Here is a 20759-nt window from a genome sequence, read left to right as displayed (position 1 = left end):
ATGGCCATGCGTTTTGCAGCCATTGCGATCGTATCCGTTCTCGCTACAGCCGGAACATTTGTTCTCGTTGGACCGCTGCGGGGCTACGCCGAGACATCGGGTGCCGGGGCCCTCAAGGCCGTCTCGGACTTCGATACGATAGTTGACACTAGGGCACGCTCGAAGGCCATTTTCGAAGAGGCCAGCCGCGTCTTGACGCATCCGCGGTGCATCAATTGCCATCCCGCGACACGCAGTCCGACGCAGGGTGAAGACAAGCATCCGCACGTGCCGTTGGTGATCGCAAGCAATAGCTCATTGGGTCCGTTGGGTCTTGCATGCAGCACCTGTCATGGCCCCGAAAATCGTCCGATCGTCGGAAGCCGCATGAAATCTATCCCGGGTAACGCACACTGGTCATTGGCTCCGGCAAGTATGGCCTGGCAAGGGCTGAAGGTTAGCGAGATATGCCAGCAGGTCAAGGACACGAGCCGCAACGGCAACCGTTCGCACGCCGATCTCATAACTCACATGGGCGAAGACCACCTGGTCGGATGGGCTTGGCACCCGGGCGAAGGGCGTAGCGCCCCTCCCGGCTCGCAGGAGACTTTCGCCGCGCTGGTCGCCGCTTGGGTGAAGACCGGTGCCGAATGTCCGGATTAATGCCAAAATGCACCCCCCTTACCCAACGGCAGAGATCGGTCTCGCCGGCTGCTTCGGTGAAGACGCGCGTTCCGTCCACTTAGGCAAGGCGAATTTGTTCCCGAAGTTGCGCGTTTCGAAAGCCCAGCGCCTCTGCTCTTCATGCATGACGTTCTCGACAATCCCTACTCGCTTACCAATGATCCTGCCCTGTCGCTTGGGCTTCACGACGAACTCTTCGGCATACCTGGCGGCAATGCCTTTGATGATGTACTTGCCCCAAATTGTTGGCAGCCCGGTCATTGAACTGTAAGAGGACAGGCGTTTCACTATAAGGCTGCGGACGTAGCGGTAGCGCCTTGGGATCAATCCCGGCAATCGCGGGGATGAAAGACGCGAACTTTCTGCTATCGGCGTCCCGACGAACTTCTACCGGGACATGTGGTAAAATATGTACGTGCGTAGGTCTGTCCCCTGCTCGCTCGCGTGCCCAAATATGTGTCGTTCTGGCGCCGCTTAATCCCCTACGTCGCAGCCATTGGCGCCAATTGCGCAGGGTCTGTGCGATGATTTTCACGGCCTCATCGTCAGGCACCCTGTTGTCAAAACTGATGGTCACATGGGTATTGATCGAACGCCTACCTTCTCGGCGAACCCGAACAACATTGCGAGCATCGCCTTAGGCGCTCTCAGAGTCGCGACCCTTAACCGGGTTGTGGTGAGGAAGACTGCTGACGGCGGCTTTGACTAACTATTTTGATTTAATAACTTGACTCTTTTTATCATGTTAAATTATAGCTGACGCCGTAACATTGACGGTCGGCTTTACACACGCATTTTGAATAAAACTGCGCGCTCTGAAGCTATTATCTCCTCACTGTAATCACTTGGCAAAGATTTGCAAAAATGGAAAAAGAACAAGACTCGTATAATAGCAATGTTCTTGTCGATGCGCTTATTCAATACAAGCCAAAACTTCTAAAAATCGCTGACGGAATACTGCATTCTCACGCACAATCTGAAGATATCTTCCATGATGCTGTCGTCAAGGCCTGTAGCATGCGACCTGATTGCATTCATTGCCCGGTTGGGTACGCGTGCCGGATGGTCTATAATCTCGCCGTCGACGCGGCCCGCAAAAAGACCCACGAAAGGCTCAGCATGAGGCCGATCGACGGGATAGAGTCCATCCCTGCCCCATGTGTCAGCGCGCTCGATTGCCTCGTCAGTACAGAAACATTGCGCGAGGTGCTGAACTCATTGAAAAATCTGCCGCAACGCACCCACGACGCCTTCGTGCGTCACCGTATAGATGGCGTTCCGCAAAAAGATATTGCCGAAGAACTCGGCGTATCCAGAACCCTCGTTAACTTCATGATCAAGGACGCGCACCGCGCTTGCCAGCACATCCTCAATGCTGCATAGATCGACGCCCGGTGCGGATCAGCAGGAGCGCGAACACCGGACCTCCAAGCAGTGTCGCGACAAGGCCCGTGGGCAATTGCCACGGGAAATAGATTGTGCGTCCGATGAAATCCGCGATCGCCATCAGCAGCGCCCCGAGCAGCGCCGACCCCAACAGATGCGCCAGACCACGTGTCAGTCCAAGGCGCTGCGCCATATGCGGTGCCATCAGTCCAACGAAGCTTAGCGGACCCACGACCAATGTGGCGATGGCTGTCAACAAGGCCGCAAAGCCAAGAATCATAACGCGGAATTTCGCAACGTCGACACCGTGGGAATGCGCCGAGATATCCCCCAGTGCAAATTGCTGCAATGGCCGCAGAAAAAGCGTTACCGCAGCCAAACCACTTACCGCAAACGCCAATGATATCCATGCGATTTGACGGCTTATCCCATACGTCGAACCTGCCATCCAGCTGATCAGCGAAACAGCACGCGGGTCTCCAGAGGCAAGAATGACTGAGATCAATGCGCTCAGCAATGCGCCCAGCGACACGCCAATAATGAGAAACTGGTTGCCGGAACGCACCTTGCGGCTCATGGCAAAAAGCACGGTGAGCACGATCGCAGCGCCCGAAAAACCACCGAACATCCTGTGGCCATAGGTTGGCTCGGCAATAATAAACAATATGCAAAGCTGCCCGAATGCCGTACCGGCGCTGACGCCAAGAACTTCCGGGCTTGCCATCGAATTGCCGGTAAGCCGCTGCAGCAAGCTGCCGGCCAGTGCCAGCATCAACCCTGCGGACATTGCAGCAACGAGCCGGGGCCCGCGCCATGGCAGGAGAGATTCGAGCGTTGCACCGCCTTGACTTATCCACGCCCCATCGACATCCCGGCCGACAAATACCGCAATCGATGCAACCACCAATAACAAGAGCGCGATGCTTGCTATCACGCGCAGGGGGAGCCTGCTTGCTGGGAGTGCCGCTTTGCCGTCGGCCGCGGCCAGCATCGAACGTCCGCGCCGCAAGATAACAATCAAGAGGACAGGCACACCGATCAGCGCGGTGATGGCACCGGTTGGAAGATGCACAGAGGTTTTTGCAGCATAAATTTGCAAAACCTGATCGATGATGACCAGCAATAGCGAGCCAATGAGCGGTGAAACAATCATGCGGGACTTGATACGCCTTGCACCAGTTGCACGCGCAATGGCCGGCGCTGCAAGCCCGAGAAAGCCAATGACTCCAACGGCACTGACGGTGAATGCAGTCAGTGCCACCGCAACAAACAGCACGCCAGCGCGGGTGAATTGCAATTTGATTCCAAGGCTTTGCGCAGTATCGCCCAACGTAAGGACGCTCAACTGCCGCGCCAGCATAAATGCAACAAGGCTGCAGGCAACGACTTTTGGAAACAATCCTTGAACCTGGCGCCAATCATTCTGGTTCAGCGAACCGCCACCCCAGATGAACAGACCCGATAGATAATGATCGTTCATCAGGGTCAGCAAGGTAACGATCGCAGTGCAATAAAGGCCAACGACCAATCCGCTAAGAATGATGGCGACCGGCTGGAATTTGAGCCGCCAGGCTGCCGCAAAGACAAGCGCCATGGCGGCAAAGCCTCCGAGAGCCGTCGTGGCATCGCGGCTCCAACCAAGAAGCGCCGGGAACCACAACATGGCCAATGCGAGAGCAAGCTGTGCGCCTGCCTCTACGCCCAAGGTTGACGGTGAAGCCAGCGGATTGCGCAGCACATGCTGGAACAGCATGCCGGATAGCCCGAGCGCAAAGCCACAAACGCACGCCATGGCCAGGCGCGGAAGCAGACTATAATGGACAAGGACTGCCAAACTGTCGCTGGGCGATGGCGCTGAAAAAGCTGCACGCCATCCAATGATGCTGATCATGGGCCCAAGATTGAGCGCGGTGATAGCAAGGGCAACACACGACAACAGACCGGCCCAAAACAAAGGATGGGGATGCAGCGACTTCATGCGGCAGCTTCAGTGAGCAGTCGGGCAAAGCGAGAGGCGGCAGGGAGCGTGCCGAACATCAAAACACTCGCCATGCGCTGCGCATGTCCGTTCTTGACGAACGGCATGCTTTGCCACAGTGGGCTATCAGCCAGGGTTGCCAGGAGATCTGGCGGAACAGGATCCATGTAGAACAGCCGGCTGTCGCCGATATCAACGAGACCGGCCATGCTGGTATCACCAAAGCCCCATTCATTGGTGGGGTGTGGCCACGCATTCTCCAGCTCGAGACGATCAAAGACATCCTGAAAAATACCGCCCGGGCCGTAAACGCGGATATTGCGGGCATCAATGAATGTGATGACTGCAAGCTTGCCCAAATGTCGCGTTGATGCCTTTGCCACTTGCAATTCATTGTCGGTGCGATCGATCAATGCTTCGGCTTCGCCCTGGCGTCCAAGCATGCGCCCAAGTTCGCGCGTTGCGGCAATGATGTGCGGATAGGGCGATGAACCGAGCGCATGAATTGGGAACGATTTGACCGGTGCGATTTGTTCCAGCTGCGGCCTGACCCATTCGAGATAGGGTGTGGAGATGATCAGGTCCGGCTTTAGCAGCTGCAGCAGCTCCATATTGACTTCAAAGGAGGAGCCAATGTTAACGACACTTGCCGGCAGTGGCGGTTCAATGGGCCATTCGGCCCACCCTTGCGTATCAATCAGACCAACTGGCGGGACACCAAGCTCAATCAACGTCTGTGCCAGACCATAATCCAGCGCAACCACCCTTGGTGCAGCCGCCCTGCCCGGCACTGGCCTCAGGGTGGCAGCAAATGCCGCCGAGCCAAACAGAAAGTTGCGTCTGCGCATTTTGGTCATTTCAAAGGACGTAGCTGATGGGCGTGTGTGTTTGCGGATGCCTGAAGATCCCCATGCGCACGCCATAGATGGCGTCAAGCCTGTCTGCCGTAATGAGCGCGTCGGTCTCGCCGTTGGCCACAAGCCTGCCGCCGGATAAGGCAATCAGCCGGTCGCAATAGCGCGCAGCCATGTTGATATCGTGCAATACGATGAGAACCGACCGGCTGTGCTCGTGTGCCAGCATGCGGATCAGCCGCATGACTTCGATCTGATGATTGATATCAAGCGCTGAGATCGGCTCATCCAGCAAGAGACACTCGGTGTCCTGCGCAATCAGCATGGCGAGAAACGCGCGCTGCCGCTCGCCCCCCGACAATGTATCGACGATGCGATCGGCCATTGCCGTCAGCGACGTCAGCTCCAGCGCGTTTTCTACCTTCGCCTTGTCCGCAGCTGAAAACCGCCCAAGCGCACCGTGCCAGGGGTAGCGCCCCAAGGCAACGACTTCCTTCACCGTCATACCATCCGTGTCCGGTGTTTGCTGCGGCAGATAGGCGACCTTGCGCGCATAGTCCTTCGAGCGGAATGATGCCAGCTCCTGTTCCAGGCATTTCGCACTTCCGCTGGTTGGCGATTGAAAGCGCGCCAGTATCTTCAGCAATGTCGACTTGCCGGAACCATTGTGGCCGAGAATGCCGACGACCTGGCCACGCGGAACGTCCAGGGTCAGCGGATGGAGCAAGGTCTTGCCATCGACTTTGAAGCTGATTCCATTCAAGGAAAAGGACGTTCCCCTCATCACCTGCCGCCTAGAATTTGGCCGAGAGCGTTGCCTTGACAGCGCGTCCCTCGCCATAGATGCACATGGGACTGCCATCGTTGTCGCCCGCACAGGTTGCGTAATACTCCTTGTCGAAGACATTGCTCGCCTTGAGCGATCCCTTCCAGCCATTCTTCTCATAGCTGATCGCGGCATCGACAAGCGTATAGCTGTCCACCTTGATCTGGTTGGCGTTGTCGCCAAAGGAACTGCCGACATAGCGCACGCCGGATCCAACATTCAGACCCTCGAGCACACCGGTTTCGAAGGTGTATTTCGCCCAAAGTGCCGCTTGATGCTCGGGCACCAGTGCCGGGCGATTGCCCAGTTCTCCCTCGGTATTGCTCGATGTAATTTCAGCATCAAGATAGGTGTAACTGCCGGTCAGGCTAATACCGTGGAAGAGATCCATCACTGTCTCAAGTTCGAAGCCGCGGTGGCGAACTTCACCGGTCTGGACCTGGAAATTCGGATCATCGGGATCAGGGGTCAGCACATTGGACTTGGTGATTTCGAAAACGGACCCGGTTACTGTTCCCGGGAAAAAGTCCGGTTCGTACTTCACGCCGGCTTCATACTGCTGGCCTTCTGACGGGGAAAATGTCTCGCCCGTGGAGCCTTGGCCGATGGTTGGGCTGAAGGATTCCGAATAGCTGATATAGGGCGTCAAGCCATTGTCAAACAGATAACCAAGGCCGGCCTTGCCGCTAAAGGCGCTGTCTGATTGTTCCGAGGTCGTATCGCTCAGCCGGTCCTGATTCTTGTCTTCAACCCATGACTGGCGCCCGCCGAGGGTCAGCAACCAGTGATCGTCGAATTTCGTCTGGGTTTGAGCGTAGAGGCCAAGCTGATCGATTGTCTGTCTGCGGTCGAGATAGATCGCCGGCGCTGCAACGTCCAGTCCATAGACGGGGTCATTGATATCCAGCGTTGGCCCGGTATCAAAGCCATTTTGTCCGTCAACGGTCTGGCGGGTATAGTCCAGCCCCATAAGCAACGTGTTCTTTATCCGCGTGCCTTCATAATCATACTGCACGCCACTATCGACACTGAAGATCGTTGCCGTCTCGTCAACAGTGAACGCCGTGCGGTTCATTGTGTGATCGTCGATCATGCTCGAATAGTAGAGATGCCGGTAATCCGTGTCCTGCTGCGAGTATCGAAGGTTCTGCCGGACCGTCCAAGCCTCGTTGAAGCTGTGCTCGAACTGGTAGCCGATCGAGCCATGATTTGCGTCAAAACGGTCGAAATTCGGATCGGATGTGGTGAAGCTGCGCGAGAATTTCGGCAGGGTGGGATTGAGCGGGCTGGCAATTGGCAGGAATGTGTTTGGCGTCAACTCGTCCCACTGGTAGTTGGCGAGAATTGTCAGCGAGGTATCGGCACTCGGCGACCATGTAATGGCGGGCGCAATGAAGACCCGATTGTTCTTGGAGAAGTCCTTTTCCAGCTCTCCGTCACGGAAAAGCCCCGTCAGGCGGTAGGTCCAAACGCCTTCCTTGTCGAGCGGACCGCCTGCATCGATACCCACTTCATACGTATTGAAGGATCCATAGCTCGCATAGGCGCTGTAAAGCGGGTCCCTGGTTGGCCGCTTTGTCACCAGATTGACGAGACCGCCCACTTCGTTTGCGCCGTAAAGCACCGATGCCGGGCCCTTGAGGACTTCAACCCGCTCCAGGGCGTATGGCTCGACTTTGAAACCTGAAAAGTCGATGGCCTTTTGCGGCAGCCCATCGCGGAAGAGCGCGTAAGGGCCAACATCGAAGCCTCGGATCAAGAATTGGTCAAAGCGCTCGTCAACGCCCCAGGGCGAAGCCGTCACCCCGGATGTATAGGCAATCGTATCCTCGACGCGCTCGGAAAACCGGTCATCCATCTGCTCGCGGGTGATGACGGAAATCGACTGCGGTATTTCGCGCAGCGGCGTGTCGGTCTTTGTGCCCATGGTCGTGTTCCTGGCAATATAGCCCTTGTCGGGGCCAATCGGGCTGGTATCACCGTCAATGACAATGGTGTTCAACTGGATGCTGGGCGCTTCCTGGGCCGATGCCACATTTGCCAGCATTAGACCGGCAATGGAGGTGGTGATGAGCAATCGTGCACGACGCCTGTAAACCGCAAAACTGGCGTCATTTGCCATAACCATCGTGCATCCCCGCATGACCACACCCCTTGTAAAACTTTGACTCTGCTTGAGAATTTATATGAGCATCGTACTCATGTTTAAAGATGACTACATTTGTCATATTATAAGAGTCAAGGCGCGATCGCTTATATGCCGCCTTTTTTCACGCGCCTTGCCAAATCACGCTGCGGCTGTGGCCTCAATGCTACAGGCGGGCGCTCAGCAGTGCCTGCTGGATGTCGTTCCAGATCATTTCCGGTTCCTCCAAACCGACGGCAAAGCGGATCGTTTGCGGGTTCACACCGAAGCGGACAAACGACGTCATGCGATCAGGGATCTGCAAGGCGGCTTTGGCCGGAACAACGAGCGTTTCAGGTCCTCCCCAGCTGACGCCAAGCCTGATATGACGCAGCGCATTGACAAAACGCGCCACATCGAGATCCGGGCTCAGATCAAAGGCAAACAGACCGGAAAAGCCCGTCAGTGTCTTCTTGCCCGGGTGATCGGAAAATGCGGGATGGCGAACAAGCGCAATATCGCGATGCTGCTGCAGGTGCTTGGCAAGGATGAGTCCGTTATGCATGTGCGCCTTCAATCGCACCTTCAAGGTCCGCATGCCGCGCAAAAGCAGCCAGGCTTCAAAGGGCGACAATTTCGCGCCAATATAGGGGTAGGTCGAGCTGTTGATCTTGGCGATCAGGTCGCGCGGACCGACGACCACGCCGGCAACCGTGTCGCTGTGCCCGCCGAGATATTTTGAAGCCGCATGGATGACGATGTCGACGCCGTGCTGGATTGGCTTTTGGAACAGCGGCGTTGCCCAGGAATTGTCGATAACGGTGGTCACGCCATATTCCTTGGCCATTGTGGTCAGGGCCTCAATGTCCTGCAATTCGAAAACCATTGATGTGGGGTTTTCAAGATAGAGCAGTTTTGCGTCCGGCAGTGCAGCGCGTACCTCATCATGGTTGGACGGGTCGACAAAATCCACCGTGACGCCGAAGCGGGCAAGCAGTTTGACGAACAGGCGGTAGATATCATTGTAGAGATGCTGGACGGCGACGACGCGGTCACCGGCTTCTACGAGGCTGAGGATCGTTGCGGTAATTGCCGCCGTGCCACTGGAAAAGCCGCGGCCATCTTCGGCGCCTTCAAGGCGCGCGGTCAAAAGTTCGAATTCACGCACCGTCGGATTGTCGCCGCGCGAATAGATGTAATTGCGCGAGCGTCCCGAAAACACATCTTCCATCGCCTCATAGCTGTCATAGGTGAACAGCGACGTTTGGAAGATGGGCGGCGAGACCGCATTGAAGGCTGCCGTATCGATCGGAGAAAACAGATCGTCCGGCATTTCGCGATCAAACTCTTGGGGTGGCATGGCTTTGTTCATGATGCCCTCTCAGACACGTTCTTGTTGAAACTGGTAATCGGGATGGATGGCGAATGGCCGCGCAGCTGGCGCAAGGTCAAAGCGAGAATGGCCAAGGACATGAGTGCTGTCAGGGCTGGTGCCAAAAACAGGCTGGCAAGAACGCCGTCGAAGCCAAACCAATGCGGCAGGATGAACAGCAACGGCAGCAGGAAATACCCGTTCTGGGCCACACTGATCGCACCGGCCAGGCGCGCCCTGCCCTGTGCCTGCAGGAGAACAACGAGGATTTGCCGGGCGCCAAAGAAAATGAACGGAATGTGCGTGACGATAATGGTCAGTGCAGCAATCTTGGCAATCTCCGCGTCATCGGTGAAGATCGTGGCAATGGGATAGCGCAAGAGCACGGCCGCAGAACCGTAAAGAACGGCAAAGCCCGAGGTGAGTTTTAAAAGCGTGCTCGACGCACCAAGCAATCGCGCTGGATTTCTCGCGCCCCAGGCGAAACTTAAGACTGCCTGACCGCCAAGCGAAAGGCCGATGATTGGCAGCATACCGAGCGTGAGAACACGCATGGCGATGCCAACCCCGGCAATGCCGCTATCGCCGCGATAAAAACCGGCAAAGGAGAACAGCACGGCGAAACTGATGCTGCTCAACATGCTGGTGAGCGTCGTCGGCAGGCCGATGAACAGGGCCGGTTTGAGGACATCGGCGCGCCACGCGGCAAAGCGCGCGGCAAGATGCAGCGTCCCGACCTGCTTGCGGAAATAGAGCGCATAGGCACCAAGCGCTGCTACCTGGGAAAGGATTGTGGCCATTGCCGCACCGGCGAGCCCGAAACCAAACCCGAAAATCAGGATCGGATCGAGGATGATGTTGAGGGCAAAACAGCCCATCAGCGTCCACATGCTAAAGCGGGTATTGCCTTCTGAAATCGCTATGAAATCAGAAAGGATCTGCAGCATGGTCAGCGTCACCGAAAAGGCAACGATCGAAAGATAGTGCTCCGCCAGCGGCAGAATGGCTTCGCTGGCGCCAAAAAGGAAAAGCAGTTCACGTTTGAACGCCAAGATGCCCACCGTGAGCACAAGCCCGAGCGGTATCGCCAGCACGACAAATGTCGAGGCGGTGACATTGGCGCGCTGCGGATCAGCGGCTCCAAGCGCGCGGCCGACGGCCGTGGCAACGCCAACCCCCAACCCCTCGCCGATTGCACCAATCATCATCAGGATCGGCAGAACCACGGTAATCGCCGCAATCTCATGACTGCCTATCATGCCAACGAAAACCATGTTGATCGTATGGTGCACGGCATTGATCGACAGGCCCGCCACCGCAGGCATGCCAAGGCGGAAGATCAGGCGGGTCAGCGCCGGGTCGTTGAGGTCATCAGGTGCAAAAAAGGGGCGTTTCGGCTTGCCCCTCATGATGCGGGAACCCAAAGACGATCACCGAAGAACCGCTCGCGTGTCAGCATCACCAGCATGGCGCGTTTGTGCGGAAAATCGAAGTGCTTGACCTTGGCAAATCCCGAGCGGTCGAGATTGCGGATCTGCTGTTCGTGACTGGCGCGCGGTTCGCCAACGATGCGCTGCGTCCGCGGATCGTCAAGAAAGATGAAATGCATCAGCGATGGCAGCCAGGCGGTGATCCACTTTTTGCCGCGATAGGCCGGTTCGCCGATGGCGACATGCCAGCCGCGATCATAGTCCTGTGCATCGTAATATGGCCCGAGCCGGTTTTCCTTGGCCCAGTAGACCTCGAAATAACCGAAGGGGACGCCATTGAAGCTGCCAATCAGCGCCAGCATGTGCGGATCATGCAGGCGTTCCTCAAGAATTGACCGATGCTTGTCGCGATCGCCGCCATCTTCCCAGATGACATTGACCTGCTCGTCATTCATCCAGCGATGGAAATGCTCAAGATCGGCCCGAGGATCGGCAACCCGAAATGACAGCACCTGGCCGAGCCAGGGAATATAGCGCTCATAGACGACACCGGCCGGCGTTTGCGGCCGTTTTGGATGATATTGGCCATTGCTCATAACGTGCACCTGCGGATGCGGATAGGCCGGCTTCGCAATCCAGGGGTTTGGCCATTGCCAATAAGCGCGCGGATCGATCGTCAGATAATCGCCTTCAAAAGTGCCAAGCAGAAAGTCGGATGCCGGTAGATTGCCGATCTTGATTACGCCCGGCTCGCGAGACTGCGCTGACATGAATTCGACGGCGGAACACAGAACGGCGAGTGCATCAGTCTCTGCTACACGCGGCAAAACCAGGTTCATCCCGCCCGGGCTTGGCTGCACCGATATGGTGTAAGCGCCGCTGGCCGTTGAAACCTGCAATATATCCGGGGTTGGCAGCGCACCTGCTTTTAAGAATTGAGATGAGACCGGAAACGGTTCAACACCTGTTTCCTTCGCAAGCCTGGATATAAGGGTCATGGCACACTCCGCAGCATCCCCGCGGCAACGTTTCGCGTGGGCTTTGCTACAAGGACGCAATGAGCCAGCGCCGATTTAGTCCAATGTGTGACTTTATGGATAAATGCCCTCAAATCTTCAGCGCCAACTGGCGATGGCAGGGCGCCAATCCATGCGCTTTTCGAAGAAGACCCTCTTTGCGGTTCTTCCCTGCGCCGCCGGGTAGACCCTGCAGATCGCAATGCCGGCATACGCACGGTTCGTAGTTTAGGATCAAAGGAACACCGCCGCTGACCCGGCGCTTACATAAAGCGAACATCATCGGCAGGCACCAGTTGGGGATCTCGGGCGGCGCGAACTGCCCTTCGCGTGCGATTCAGAAATGTATCGACGCGTGGGAAGCACGTCGACCCCAGTTTGAACTGCGTCAAGGACCGCCACTATTGCGAAGCCGTTAAGCGCAACATAGGCAGCCTGCACCGAAAAGATCGATTCGAATGTGTCATTGTGTGTTGTAAGCAATTGTGCAGCAATCGTTAGTTGTGTATCGCTGTCGCAGACGCAACATAGGGGGCATTCCATGCAAAAACATGTCTTGCTGGCGTGCATGCCGAAATCTGGCAGTACGTTTCTCTCCAACGCTATTGGTGCCCTACCAACCTTTACTACTGGCGTCGGCGTCCCCGACTGGGGACGTCGTGAACAGGAGTTGGATGACTGCTGTTTAAGCAGGATCGAGGATCTCAATTATGTATTGCAGTTGCACGTACGCTATTCAAACGCCACCAAGACGATGATCGAAAAACATCGACTCCTACCAATCATTTTGGTGAGAAACATTTTCGATGTCATCCCAAGTTTTATTGATCATCATCGTAAGGAGAGCCTGCTCCACCCGATGGCGTTTGCACCTGAGGGGATCCAGGAATGGTCCTTTGAAGAATCCGCACACTTCGTCACGAGGATGATCATCCCGTGGTATTTCAATTTTTACATGTCTTGGTATGGGGTCCCCAACAAACTTGTCGTCAAGTACGAGGAGTGGGTTTTCCAGCCTGAGATCGAGCTTTTGAGAATCTGTCGCTATTTAAATCTGGAAGTAACTGATGAAGCCATTCGGAACGTCATATCTTCTGTTATTGGCACGTCTGACAGAAAGAACGCTGTCACTCCTGGCCGTGGCAGAAGCCTGCCGTCAGATTGCGTCGAACAGATACAAAAAATGGCAGGGTTTTATCATAATGTAGACTTTTCTGATATCGGTATTGGGGAGCGGCTAAATACACGCAAGAAGTTTACAAATTCACTTATGCGGAGGATCAAGGCCATCAAAACGTCCGTTTAACGGGCAAAATCGCGTGTTCGGAATCACCTTCGCGGCTTGCTTATCGAGATCAGGGTAATAATTGCTGGTGAGCCACCGGATATAGTTCCTTCGGTTTCCAGGCCCGATGCACTTGTTTTAGCTTTAACGGAATGCATCATGCCATTTTTGGCCATTGCCGTTTTGCTGTTGCGGGAGAACCAGTTCGGCGTTGACTTTTTGTGGAGCTTGTCGCTGCCTTCGGTGGTTTATTGGGAATAGATCCTCAAGCGTGCAATCGTCTATTGGCAAGTGAGAAATAGCTGCACAAACCGACAACGATGTTTTCGAATGTTTCTCAGGAAACACCTATCGATTTCGCTGGATAATTTCATCATCAGGATATCCAGTGATAACCAGCTTATTAGACGCCAAGTGATGTTTGATAATGCTGAAGTTACTTTCTAAATACCGTCCGGCACCTGGCGAACGTCTCGAATTCGTAACTCCGACGCATCCGGCACATACCCTTAATCAAATATTTTGCGCGAACACTAACCAAGCAGCAAACTCATAACTTAGAAAGAAAGAAGATATTGCCAAAAATGGACTATGGCAAAATCCCGGTTCGACATTCTCTTCGCGGACCGTTTCCAATCAACCAGGGCATCGAATTTCATGTTCAACTGCACATATTTACACGGAATTCCCAATAGTCCCGTAGGAGTTCATCGTTCACGGCTCAGCAAAGCGTCGCGCGCCGCCTATCGTTCATGCCACCTTACCGGTGCAAGATGAAACGGCCTGAACTTACTCAAATCCTTCTGGTTGCCGTCGCCCTTGGCGGTGCCATCGCGCTCTATGCACCGTACCTTTCAGCGCATTGGTCCATCTCACCGTTCGGTGACACGATCTATCTGACCGGGCCGCTGTTCTGCGATATCTCACGCAGTGTGATGGCGGGCGTGTCGCCGTTGATGAACTGGTCGACCTTCGAAGCACTTAACTACAATCCGCACGTAGCTCCTTACTATCCGTTCTATCTTTTCGGCTGGCTCGACTTCTGCTCGGCCACGGCCGCCGCACAGGCTACTGACATCATCGTGATCGTTCATGTCGCGATCTTCTCGATCACAATGACAAGCCTCATTAGAGCGACCGGAGCAGGCCTTGTCGCCTCAATTGGCGGCGCAGCCATCGCCGCCACCCTCCCGAATACCTATACGATTTCTAACTTCCCGACTTTTATCGCGGCTGCGGCTTGGCTTCCCCTGGCCACCGAGGGTATCGTCCGCCTGTACTATCATCGGCAGTTTGCACTCGGCGCCCTGCTGCTAGCAGCGGGAACGAGCGCCATGCTGACCGCAGGCCCAGGCACGAACCTGCTCTCGGCACTCGTCCTGATCGGACTTGTGCTGACAGTCGATACACTGGTGCGGCTTGCAGCAAGTAAAGAGGGCGCAATCGGTCACCGGCTGGCAGCCGCACTGATCGCGGCAGCGGGCATCACGGCCATTCTCTGTCTCGCCTCGACGATCAACCTGTTCAGCCATATCAGCGAGATCATACGCTGGACCCGCAGCGGAGCAGTGGTGGGGCAAGCCGGCACCACGAACATTACGGAGATCCTGACAGAGCAACAAAGCTGGCGCGACCTGCCACAACTTCTCGTGCCGATCAACTTGCATTTCGCTGCAGGCTACTATCTGCTCGGTCCCGCGGCCGCTCTTCTCGCATTTCTAGGCGCTGTCCGGGGCTGGTCAAAGCCTGTCGTCCGCGTCTTCGCTATCCTTGTTATCCTGTCTATCGTCCTGGTCTTTCTCTCGCCGAGTAAGGTCGTGCTGCTTTGGGCGTTGATACCGGGTCTGAGCCACACTCGGCATCTCAGCCTGGTGGCGACGCCGCTCGCGGTGGGGATCTCGGTGTTGACGGCGCACGGCTTGGCCAGTCTGCTGTACGACATCCCCAAACAACAGCAGCGATCTATGGTGTTGCGCATTGGCTGCCTGGCAATTTTAGTCGCAAGCGTTATTGCCGTGATGTCCACTGCGACGCTAAGAAGCGTCTATCCGATCTGGTTCCTTGGGGTCATTACTGCCCTATCGGCAATCCTGTTCGCCGTCTTGACGTGGATTAGATCGGGCATGATGCGCCGCTTGGGCGCCGCCTTCCTTCTGGTATTACAGTTTGCCTTTGTTGTCGGATCGATGCCACGCTTTGACGGCACGCCGGCCGTTGTCAGGACCGAGCTTTGGCGATCCATCGAGGCGGCGCTTGACCACATACGCAAATCGGACCCCGATCCAGGCAGGATCGCAATGCACACATCGATCGAGAGCGGCGACCCCACCGACGTCAAATCAAAAGGCCGCGACCTGAACTATTTAAAGGCGGGCACCGCCGCCACCTATATGGGCTTTACCACATTCAGCCACTACACATCGCCCCGTATATACTGGAAGTTCAGGCACGAGATCGGCCTCGTGGGCAAGAGCAATTTCGGCCCTTACGGCGGTAAGTATCTTCTGTCCATGGTTCCTCTGCCCGACACATTGGGCAAGGAGGTTTTCCGGACCGGCGCTATCGGGGTCTTTCTGCTGAACCGTCAGCGACCGCTGGTGGCGACCATTTGCCCGAAGCCGGATGAGCTAAAGGCACCGGACGCAAGTAACCTCAAGACCCCGCCGGGTCAGCTACCCCTGCTTGAGGGGGCTCTTGTCCAGGCCGTCATTGGCTTTCAGGACGGACGGGACGATTGCCCGGCGGACCTAGCCGTCCCTCCCTCCCGGATTGACCGGGAAGCTAACGCCCTCGACTTTTCAATTCCTCCAGGGCCAGAGCGGATTCTCGTTATCAGCATGCCGCCCTATTCGTCGTGGCAATTGTGGGTGGGCGGGCGCAGGTTGCCACTTTACAACCTGCGAGAGCAGCAGGTAGTCGCCTTTGTTCCCGCGAATGTCTCGGGTCGTGCGATGCTGCGCTATCGCCCTAACACCTATGAATGGCGCGTCAGAATTAGCGAACTCGGGTGGGTGGTAGTGATGCTGACCATTGTGGGGGTGCTGGTGTGGCCGCGTCTGCGTTCCAATCCAAGCCCCCCCACTCCTAAACTGAATGGCAGCTGGGTTTGACGGTCTGCCGATTGTGCGTGCGAACTTCCTCTACGTTGACACATGCACTTATCTATAGTTAAGCAGTCCAAGGGGCACCTTCATTTCAGGATATTTCAATCCTGATCGATGCCGGTTCCAGAGTGACGCAGATAGTGGACAGCCCGCCCCCTACTGGATGGCACCTGACCAATGAGCGTCAGGACACACGAAGAATGCGGGAAGGACCTGTATGGCATTGGATTCTCCCGTCTCCATTTCTGTCGTCGTCCCGGTTTATTCCGGCGAGGAATTTCTAACCGAGCTCGTTGGGCAACTGGAGCGGGTAAGGCAGGACTGGCGTGAGCGGCAGGCGCCGATGGAACTATCCGAGGTCATTCTCGTCGACGATTCCGCCATCGACGGCTCCGCGGCGATGATCGATCGTCTGGCCGCCACGCATGGATGGGTGACGGCGCTCCACCTCATGCGGAATTTCGGCCAGCACGCGGCGACGATCGCCGGCGTACTCCATAGCTCTGGCGACTGGGTCGTCACCATGGACGAAGATCTTCAGCACTCACCCGGGGAGATCGAAACGCTTTTGAAACACGTCGTTCGCACGGGCGCGGACATTGTGTATGGCAAGCCGGTAAGCACAGTGCATGAAGCGCGTTCGCGAGACTGGGGCTCCCGTGGATTCAAGAAGCTGATGGTGTTACTGACTGGCAATGCGAACATAGCCGACTTCAACAGCTATCGTCTCCTGAGAGGCTCGCTTGCCCGTGCTGCGTCGAACGTTTGCGGTTATGACACCTACTTTGACGTTGCCCTGCTGTGGTTCACCAAGCGCGTGGAGTTTCGACGGCTCGAACTCAAGGATCAGCGATTCATCAATAGTGGACGCAGTGGCTACAACTTCCGCCGGCTTCTCACCCATGCGCGCCGATTGCTCATGACGAGCCAGGTCAAAATCATGCGGCTGTTTGGCCTTCTCGGCATGGCCATCGTGGCGGTAAGCATGCTTGCTGCCGTTGCTCTGTTCCTCCAAAAGGTGCTGTTTCCGGCGACGATCGTCACCGGTTGGACGTCGCTCATGCTGGCGATCCTCTTCTTCGGAGGTCTCGTTACCTTCATGGTCGCCTTGGCTCTGGAATATCTTTCCACCCTCGTCCAAGCCGCTCATGGCAAGCCGATCTTCTTCACCGTCGACCGCTCGATCGATGCAGCCATAGCCGATTACTTCGCATCACAACCCGAATGATCCAAACGCAACGCTCCCAACTGCCATCAAAGTCATTGGACGGCCGCTTTATCCCATGTTAGAGGTGCCAGCCACTTCACCTATCAAACGTCTGTGGTGCGCAAGCTCTAGTTCGTGGCCGGTGACAGAAGTATTGATATGACCAGCGGTGGACCGCGGTTATGGAGGTTTGAGGCGCATGGATCCGCAACAGGCGCAGACTGCCAAGACGTTTGACTCTTACAAAGACACGTATTCGGAGGCAGTCGACGCGGCCGTTTCGTTCACTGGCCTGTCTGCGGACTTTTTCACAAAGGTTAAGGCTAGCTATATTTCCGACATCGTAAATGCCCATTTCAGCGACGGAGCCGCGCTGTCAGCGCTGGATATCGGCTGCGGTGTGGGCAACTACCACGCGCTGCTCACCCCGATGTTTAACGCGCTGGCCGGGGTCGACGTATCGAATGCTTGCGTCGAAATGGCCCGTCAACGCAACAGCTCCGTCAATTATAAGGTCTATGATGGAAGAACGCTTCCCTATGAGAACGCTTCCTTCGACGTAGCTTTCACTATCTGCGTCATGCACCACGTGCCACCATCCCAATGGGAAAATTTCGCAAGGGAAATGCGTCGAATCCTAAAACCCGGCGGCCTCGCTTTAGTCTTCGAGCACAACCCGCGCAATCCGCTAACCATGCGGGCAGTCAGCTCCTGCCCCTTCGACGAGGACGCAGTGCTGCTCAGGAGCGAAGAGACGGAGGGCCTATTCCGCAATGCCGGATTCAATAGCGTTTCCTCCCGGTTTATCCTCTCGATTCCGCCGGCAAATGCTTTCCTGCGGCGCATCGACCGCCTGTTCGCGGGCGTGCCGTTCGGCGGGCAATATTATGTTGCGGCAACGGCGTGACCTCGACAGCCTTGCTACTCTGGAATCGGTTTAAGGCGTTCGCGGCTTCCGACTCGCTTATCCTGAAAGCCATACGCTTTGGAATGGTGGGCGCTATGAGCGGTGCTGTTTTCGCGGGCGTGACCATGTTGTTCGCGAGTTCCCTCGGCTTCGGTCCGAAGCTCGCGTCTGTCGCTGGTTATGTGGCGTCCATGCCGCTGAACTTCATCGGTAACAGGCGTTTTTCCTTCAGATCGAAGAATGCGCTTCTCGGCGACTTGTTGCGGTTCATTCTGCTGCACACGTGCAACATCCTCGTGACCACGTTCGTAATGGGTGCCGCGGTTGATCTTCTCGGCCTGCATTACATTTTCGGCATCGTGGCCGCCGTCTTGTTGGTTCCGTGCGTGAATTTCGGTGTTATGAACTGGTGGGTTTTCCATAAGCCCATCTCCAGGCACGGCGCGCAGCAGGATGCACTCAAGCGCAAAATCTGAAAGGCCACCATAAATGCTGAAGAAACTTCTAGAGTCCCCTTTCCTCTACCAGTCCTTTCAGGAAGCGGGAGGCTTCTTCGGCGCTCGGGTCAAGGCCATATCGGAGTTCCTGGATATCCGGCCCGGGATGCGAATCCTCGATATCGGGTGTGGCCCCGGCTACATCGTCAAATATCTCCCGCAGGGCGTGGACTATGTCGGCTTCGACATTGACCAGTCCTATATTGACCATGCCAGCTCTCAGTTCGGCCAGCGCGGGCGCTTCTTCTGCCAGTTTTTCGACGCGGCCGCGGCACAGCAATTCGCCCCGATAGACATCGTGATGATGAACGGCGTGCTGCACCACATCTCCGACGCGGAACTCGCCCATACGCTTGCGAATGTGCACACCGTGCTGCGGCCAGGCGGGCTGCTGTTCTCACTCGACGGCTGTTACCGCGAGGGACAATCGACGTTCCGGAAGTGGATGCTGGACAACGACCGGGGCCAGTTCGTACGTGACGAAGCTGGCTATCGGAACGTGCTGGGCAAGGTGTTCAACACCGTCGATCTACACATCCGCGAAGGTTATTCGCGCCTGCCGTACACATTCGTTGTGGGGCTCGCTTTCAAGGCTCAGCAGCTACCCAACTGAAGCCGCACGCGCGAATTCGATCTTCTTGTCCAAACGTTAAGGAGGCTAGAAACTGCCAGCGCGCCAAAAGGATGAAGAGGCGCGTCGACTTATGCTACCCTGTCGGCAACGATCAGATTTCACAGATGGGGTTGATGACGCGGGTGAGAAACGCCGCCGATATCGATGATTTGATGCCTTCGACAGTCTGCGCCGGCCCGCAGGGGATTGTGATGGGTCGAAAATTTCTGGGGTCGAAGAATCCAGAATAGAGTAAAACCATCGCTGAATATTGTCGCGAGGTACAGCCGTTCGTTTTGCCCACTAATATTGAATGGGCAATCCCAAGAACGAAGAGAGAGACGCCACTGTCGCCCCTCTCACGCATTTCTTTCCCAGCCCACGGCCGCTTACAAAGCCCGGATATTCCAAATGCGAAATATGGGCGCTTCTCTGCTATCCGCGAGGCCGATATCACGGCGCATGCGATTTGACAGGTGGGAGAGTTGGTTTTTCATTTGATGGCGCCTCCACATGGCCAGAATCAACGCACATGCGGTCTTCCGGACGCCGAATTTTTGGCACAGTTCATCAACCGTGGCCGCTAGGGTATCAACTACTAAAGCTTGTACTTCGCGCATGATTATCTATCCCGGTGCAACGACGCAGCCGGCCCTCTGGAAGGTCAAATAGACGCGCAAGTGCGGACGCGGAAATGCGAAATAGTCGCTTCGTCAGCCAGTCACGTCAGGTAAATGGAAAATGCCAACGGCACAAACTCGCGGCTTAGACGCCCTGGCGTTGACGTCGGCTTGGGCGAGATGTGCATCGCATCGAAGCCAACACAGCCGTTCCACCAGAGAGGCGCGTAAACACGAGAATAGATTGCATTGCACGCCTCCTCTTACTTTGATTGCGAGTAGCGTCAAGTTACACACCGCAAGCTTATAAGCAAGTATGCAATTCGCATTGTAAATGTGTCCCAGAATTTCGTTGCAGAAGAGCAACACCAATTTGGATGACGCTTACGCCTCGCTTGGCAAAACCCCTCGCCTAGACTGTTCGACCGCCTATATCGCCCCATGCTCGACCTCTTTCGCGAGCCCCATACGGCAGATTAGAGAGAGCGACCATTTGCAGATACGGACCCGTTTAGATCTGTAATCGGAAACCAGCACGCTTGTCATCTGCGGCCCATAGTGCTGAACGTCACTGGCCAATGTTTGAAAAAATATTCTCCTATTTCGCTTAAATTGCGTCCCTGCCCATCCGTCTCTTGGTCATGTTTGTCCAAGTTGGAGCCTGCATCATGTGCGCAGCAGAGATATCGCCAGAAAGCTGGAGCGTTGTTAAGGACGGGGAAGATCGTTATTCCGTCTGGCCCGATGACAAGGCCCTGCCCGTTGGCTGGAGCAAAGAGCCGAACAGCGGCACGCGCGATGCGTGCCTGCAGAAAATCAAGATGATCTGGATTGACCCCCGGCCGCTTGGCTTGCGGCGAGCCATGGCCTGAGCCC

17 protein-coding genes are annotated in these 20759 nt (G+C 55.9%); 9 read left to right on the top strand and 8 right to left on the bottom strand.

The annotated features are described in order from the left end of the window. On the top strand, positions 1 to 642 hold the full coding sequence (locus tag CU103_RS20985; RefSeq protein ID WP_106665983.1) for an Isoquinoline 1-oxidoreductase subunit: 642 nt from the start codon (positions 1 to 3) through the stop codon (positions 640 to 642). An 885-nt stretch (positions 643 to 1527) separates the two neighbouring features. Next, the gene (locus CU103_RS20975) at positions 1528 to 2046 is read left to right on the top strand and encodes a sigma-70 family RNA polymerase sigma factor (protein ID WP_106665981.1); all 519 of its coding nucleotides are present in this window, start codon (positions 1528 to 1530) and stop codon (positions 2044 to 2046) included. Here CU103_RS20975 and fhuB read toward each other — a convergent pair. The 7 genes from fhuB to CU103_RS20940 all read right to left on the bottom strand — a co-directional run bounded on the left by fhuB (position 2033) and on the right by CU103_RS20940 (position 11632). After that, complete coding sequence (gene fhuB / locus CU103_RS20970; RefSeq protein ID WP_106665980.1) at positions 2033 to 4027, bottom strand: Fe(3+)-hydroxamate ABC transporter permease FhuB; 1995 nt, start codon at positions 4025 to 4027, stop codon at positions 2033 to 2035. The genes CU103_RS20975 and fhuB overlap by 14 nt on opposite strands. Next, entirely contained in the window at positions 4024 to 4875 is an 852-nt protein-coding gene (locus CU103_RS20965; RefSeq protein ID WP_170117091.1) for an ABC transporter substrate-binding protein, read from the bottom strand. The genes fhuB and CU103_RS20965 overlap by 4 nt, the downstream gene beginning before the upstream one ends. 10 nt (positions 4876 to 4885) lie before the next feature. Further along, on the bottom strand, positions 4886 to 5665 hold the full coding sequence (locus tag CU103_RS20960; protein ID WP_106665978.1) for an ATP-binding cassette domain-containing protein: 780 nt from the start codon (positions 5663 to 5665) through the stop codon (positions 4886 to 4888). Positions 5666 to 5675: 10 nt separating this feature from the next. Continuing rightward, the gene (locus tag CU103_RS20955) at positions 5676 to 7835 is read right to left on the bottom strand and encodes a TonB-dependent siderophore receptor (protein WP_170117090.1); all 2160 of its coding nucleotides are present in this window, start codon (positions 7833 to 7835) and stop codon (positions 5676 to 5678) included. A 184-nt stretch (positions 7836 to 8019) separates the two neighbouring features. After that, positions 8020 to 9204, bottom strand: a complete 1185-nt coding sequence (locus CU103_RS20950; protein ID WP_106665976.1) for a PLP-dependent transferase — start codon at positions 9202 to 9204, stop codon at positions 8020 to 8022. Then, on the bottom strand, positions 9201 to 10613 hold the full coding sequence (locus tag CU103_RS20945) for an MATE family efflux transporter (RefSeq protein WP_106665975.1): 1413 nt from the start codon (positions 10611 to 10613) through the stop codon (positions 9201 to 9203). The genes CU103_RS20950 and CU103_RS20945 overlap by 4 nt, the downstream gene beginning before the upstream one ends. After that, a complete protein-coding gene (locus CU103_RS20940) occupies positions 10610 to 11632 on the bottom strand; it encodes a GNAT family N-acetyltransferase (RefSeq protein ID WP_106665974.1) in 1023 nt (340 codons plus the stop codon). Before CU103_RS20940 ends, CU103_RS20945 begins: the two co-directional genes overlap by 4 nt. Positions 11633 to 12191: 559 nt before the next feature. Between CU103_RS20940 and CU103_RS20935 the strand changes: the two genes are divergently transcribed. The 6 genes from CU103_RS20935 to CU103_RS20910 all read left to right on the top strand — a co-directional run bounded on the left by CU103_RS20935 (position 12192) and on the right by CU103_RS20910 (position 19263). Then, positions 12192 to 12956 (top strand): sulfotransferase domain-containing protein, encoded by a 765-nt coding sequence (locus CU103_RS20935; protein ID WP_106665973.1) that lies wholly within the window; start codon positions 12192 to 12194, stop codon positions 12954 to 12956. Positions 12957 to 13708: 752 nt separating this feature from the next. Next, positions 13709 to 16045, top strand: coding sequence for a hypothetical protein (locus tag CU103_RS20930; RefSeq protein WP_146147832.1), 2337 nt, complete (start codon positions 13709 to 13711; stop codon positions 16043 to 16045). 211 nt (positions 16046 to 16256) lie between these two features. Beyond that, a complete protein-coding gene (locus CU103_RS20925) occupies positions 16257 to 17267 on the top strand; it encodes a glycosyltransferase (protein WP_106665971.1) in 1011 nt (336 codons plus the stop codon). Positions 17268 to 17445: 178 nt separating this feature from the next. Further along, positions 17446 to 18153 (top strand): class I SAM-dependent methyltransferase, encoded by a 708-nt coding sequence (locus tag CU103_RS20920; RefSeq protein ID WP_106665970.1) that lies wholly within the window; start codon positions 17446 to 17448, stop codon positions 18151 to 18153. An 83-nt stretch (positions 18154 to 18236) separates the two neighbouring features. Beyond that, positions 18237 to 18629: a GtrA family protein gene (locus tag CU103_RS20915; RefSeq protein ID WP_280954619.1), complete on the top strand. Its 393-nt coding sequence runs from the start codon at positions 18237 to 18239 to the stop codon at positions 18627 to 18629. A gap of 13 nt (positions 18630 to 18642) precedes the next feature. Then, a complete protein-coding gene (locus CU103_RS20910; protein WP_245448924.1) occupies positions 18643 to 19263 on the top strand; it encodes a class I SAM-dependent methyltransferase in 621 nt (206 codons plus the stop codon). 389 nt (positions 19264 to 19652) lie between these two features. Here CU103_RS20910 and CU103_RS20900 read toward each other — a convergent pair whose 3' ends face one another. Beyond that, positions 19653 to 19883, bottom strand: a complete 231-nt coding sequence (locus CU103_RS20900; RefSeq protein WP_106665967.1) for a YjiS-like domain-containing protein — start codon at positions 19881 to 19883, stop codon at positions 19653 to 19655. A 668-nt stretch (positions 19884 to 20551) separates the two neighbouring features. Here CU103_RS20900 and CU103_RS20895 point away from each other — a divergent pair. Beyond that, positions 20552 to 20755: an MbtH family NRPS accessory protein gene (locus CU103_RS20895; protein ID WP_106665966.1), complete on the top strand. Its 204-nt coding sequence runs from the start codon at positions 20552 to 20554 to the stop codon at positions 20753 to 20755. Positions 20756 to 20759 lie beyond the last annotated feature (4 nt).

The organism is Phyllobacterium sophorae, from assembly GCF_003010965.1.
Lineage (GTDB): Bacteria > Pseudomonadota > Alphaproteobacteria > Rhizobiales > Rhizobiaceae > Phyllobacterium > Phyllobacterium sophorae.
The sequence above is the reverse complement of the archived record's forward strand: the minus strand, read 5'-3'. Positions and strand labels throughout refer to the sequence as shown.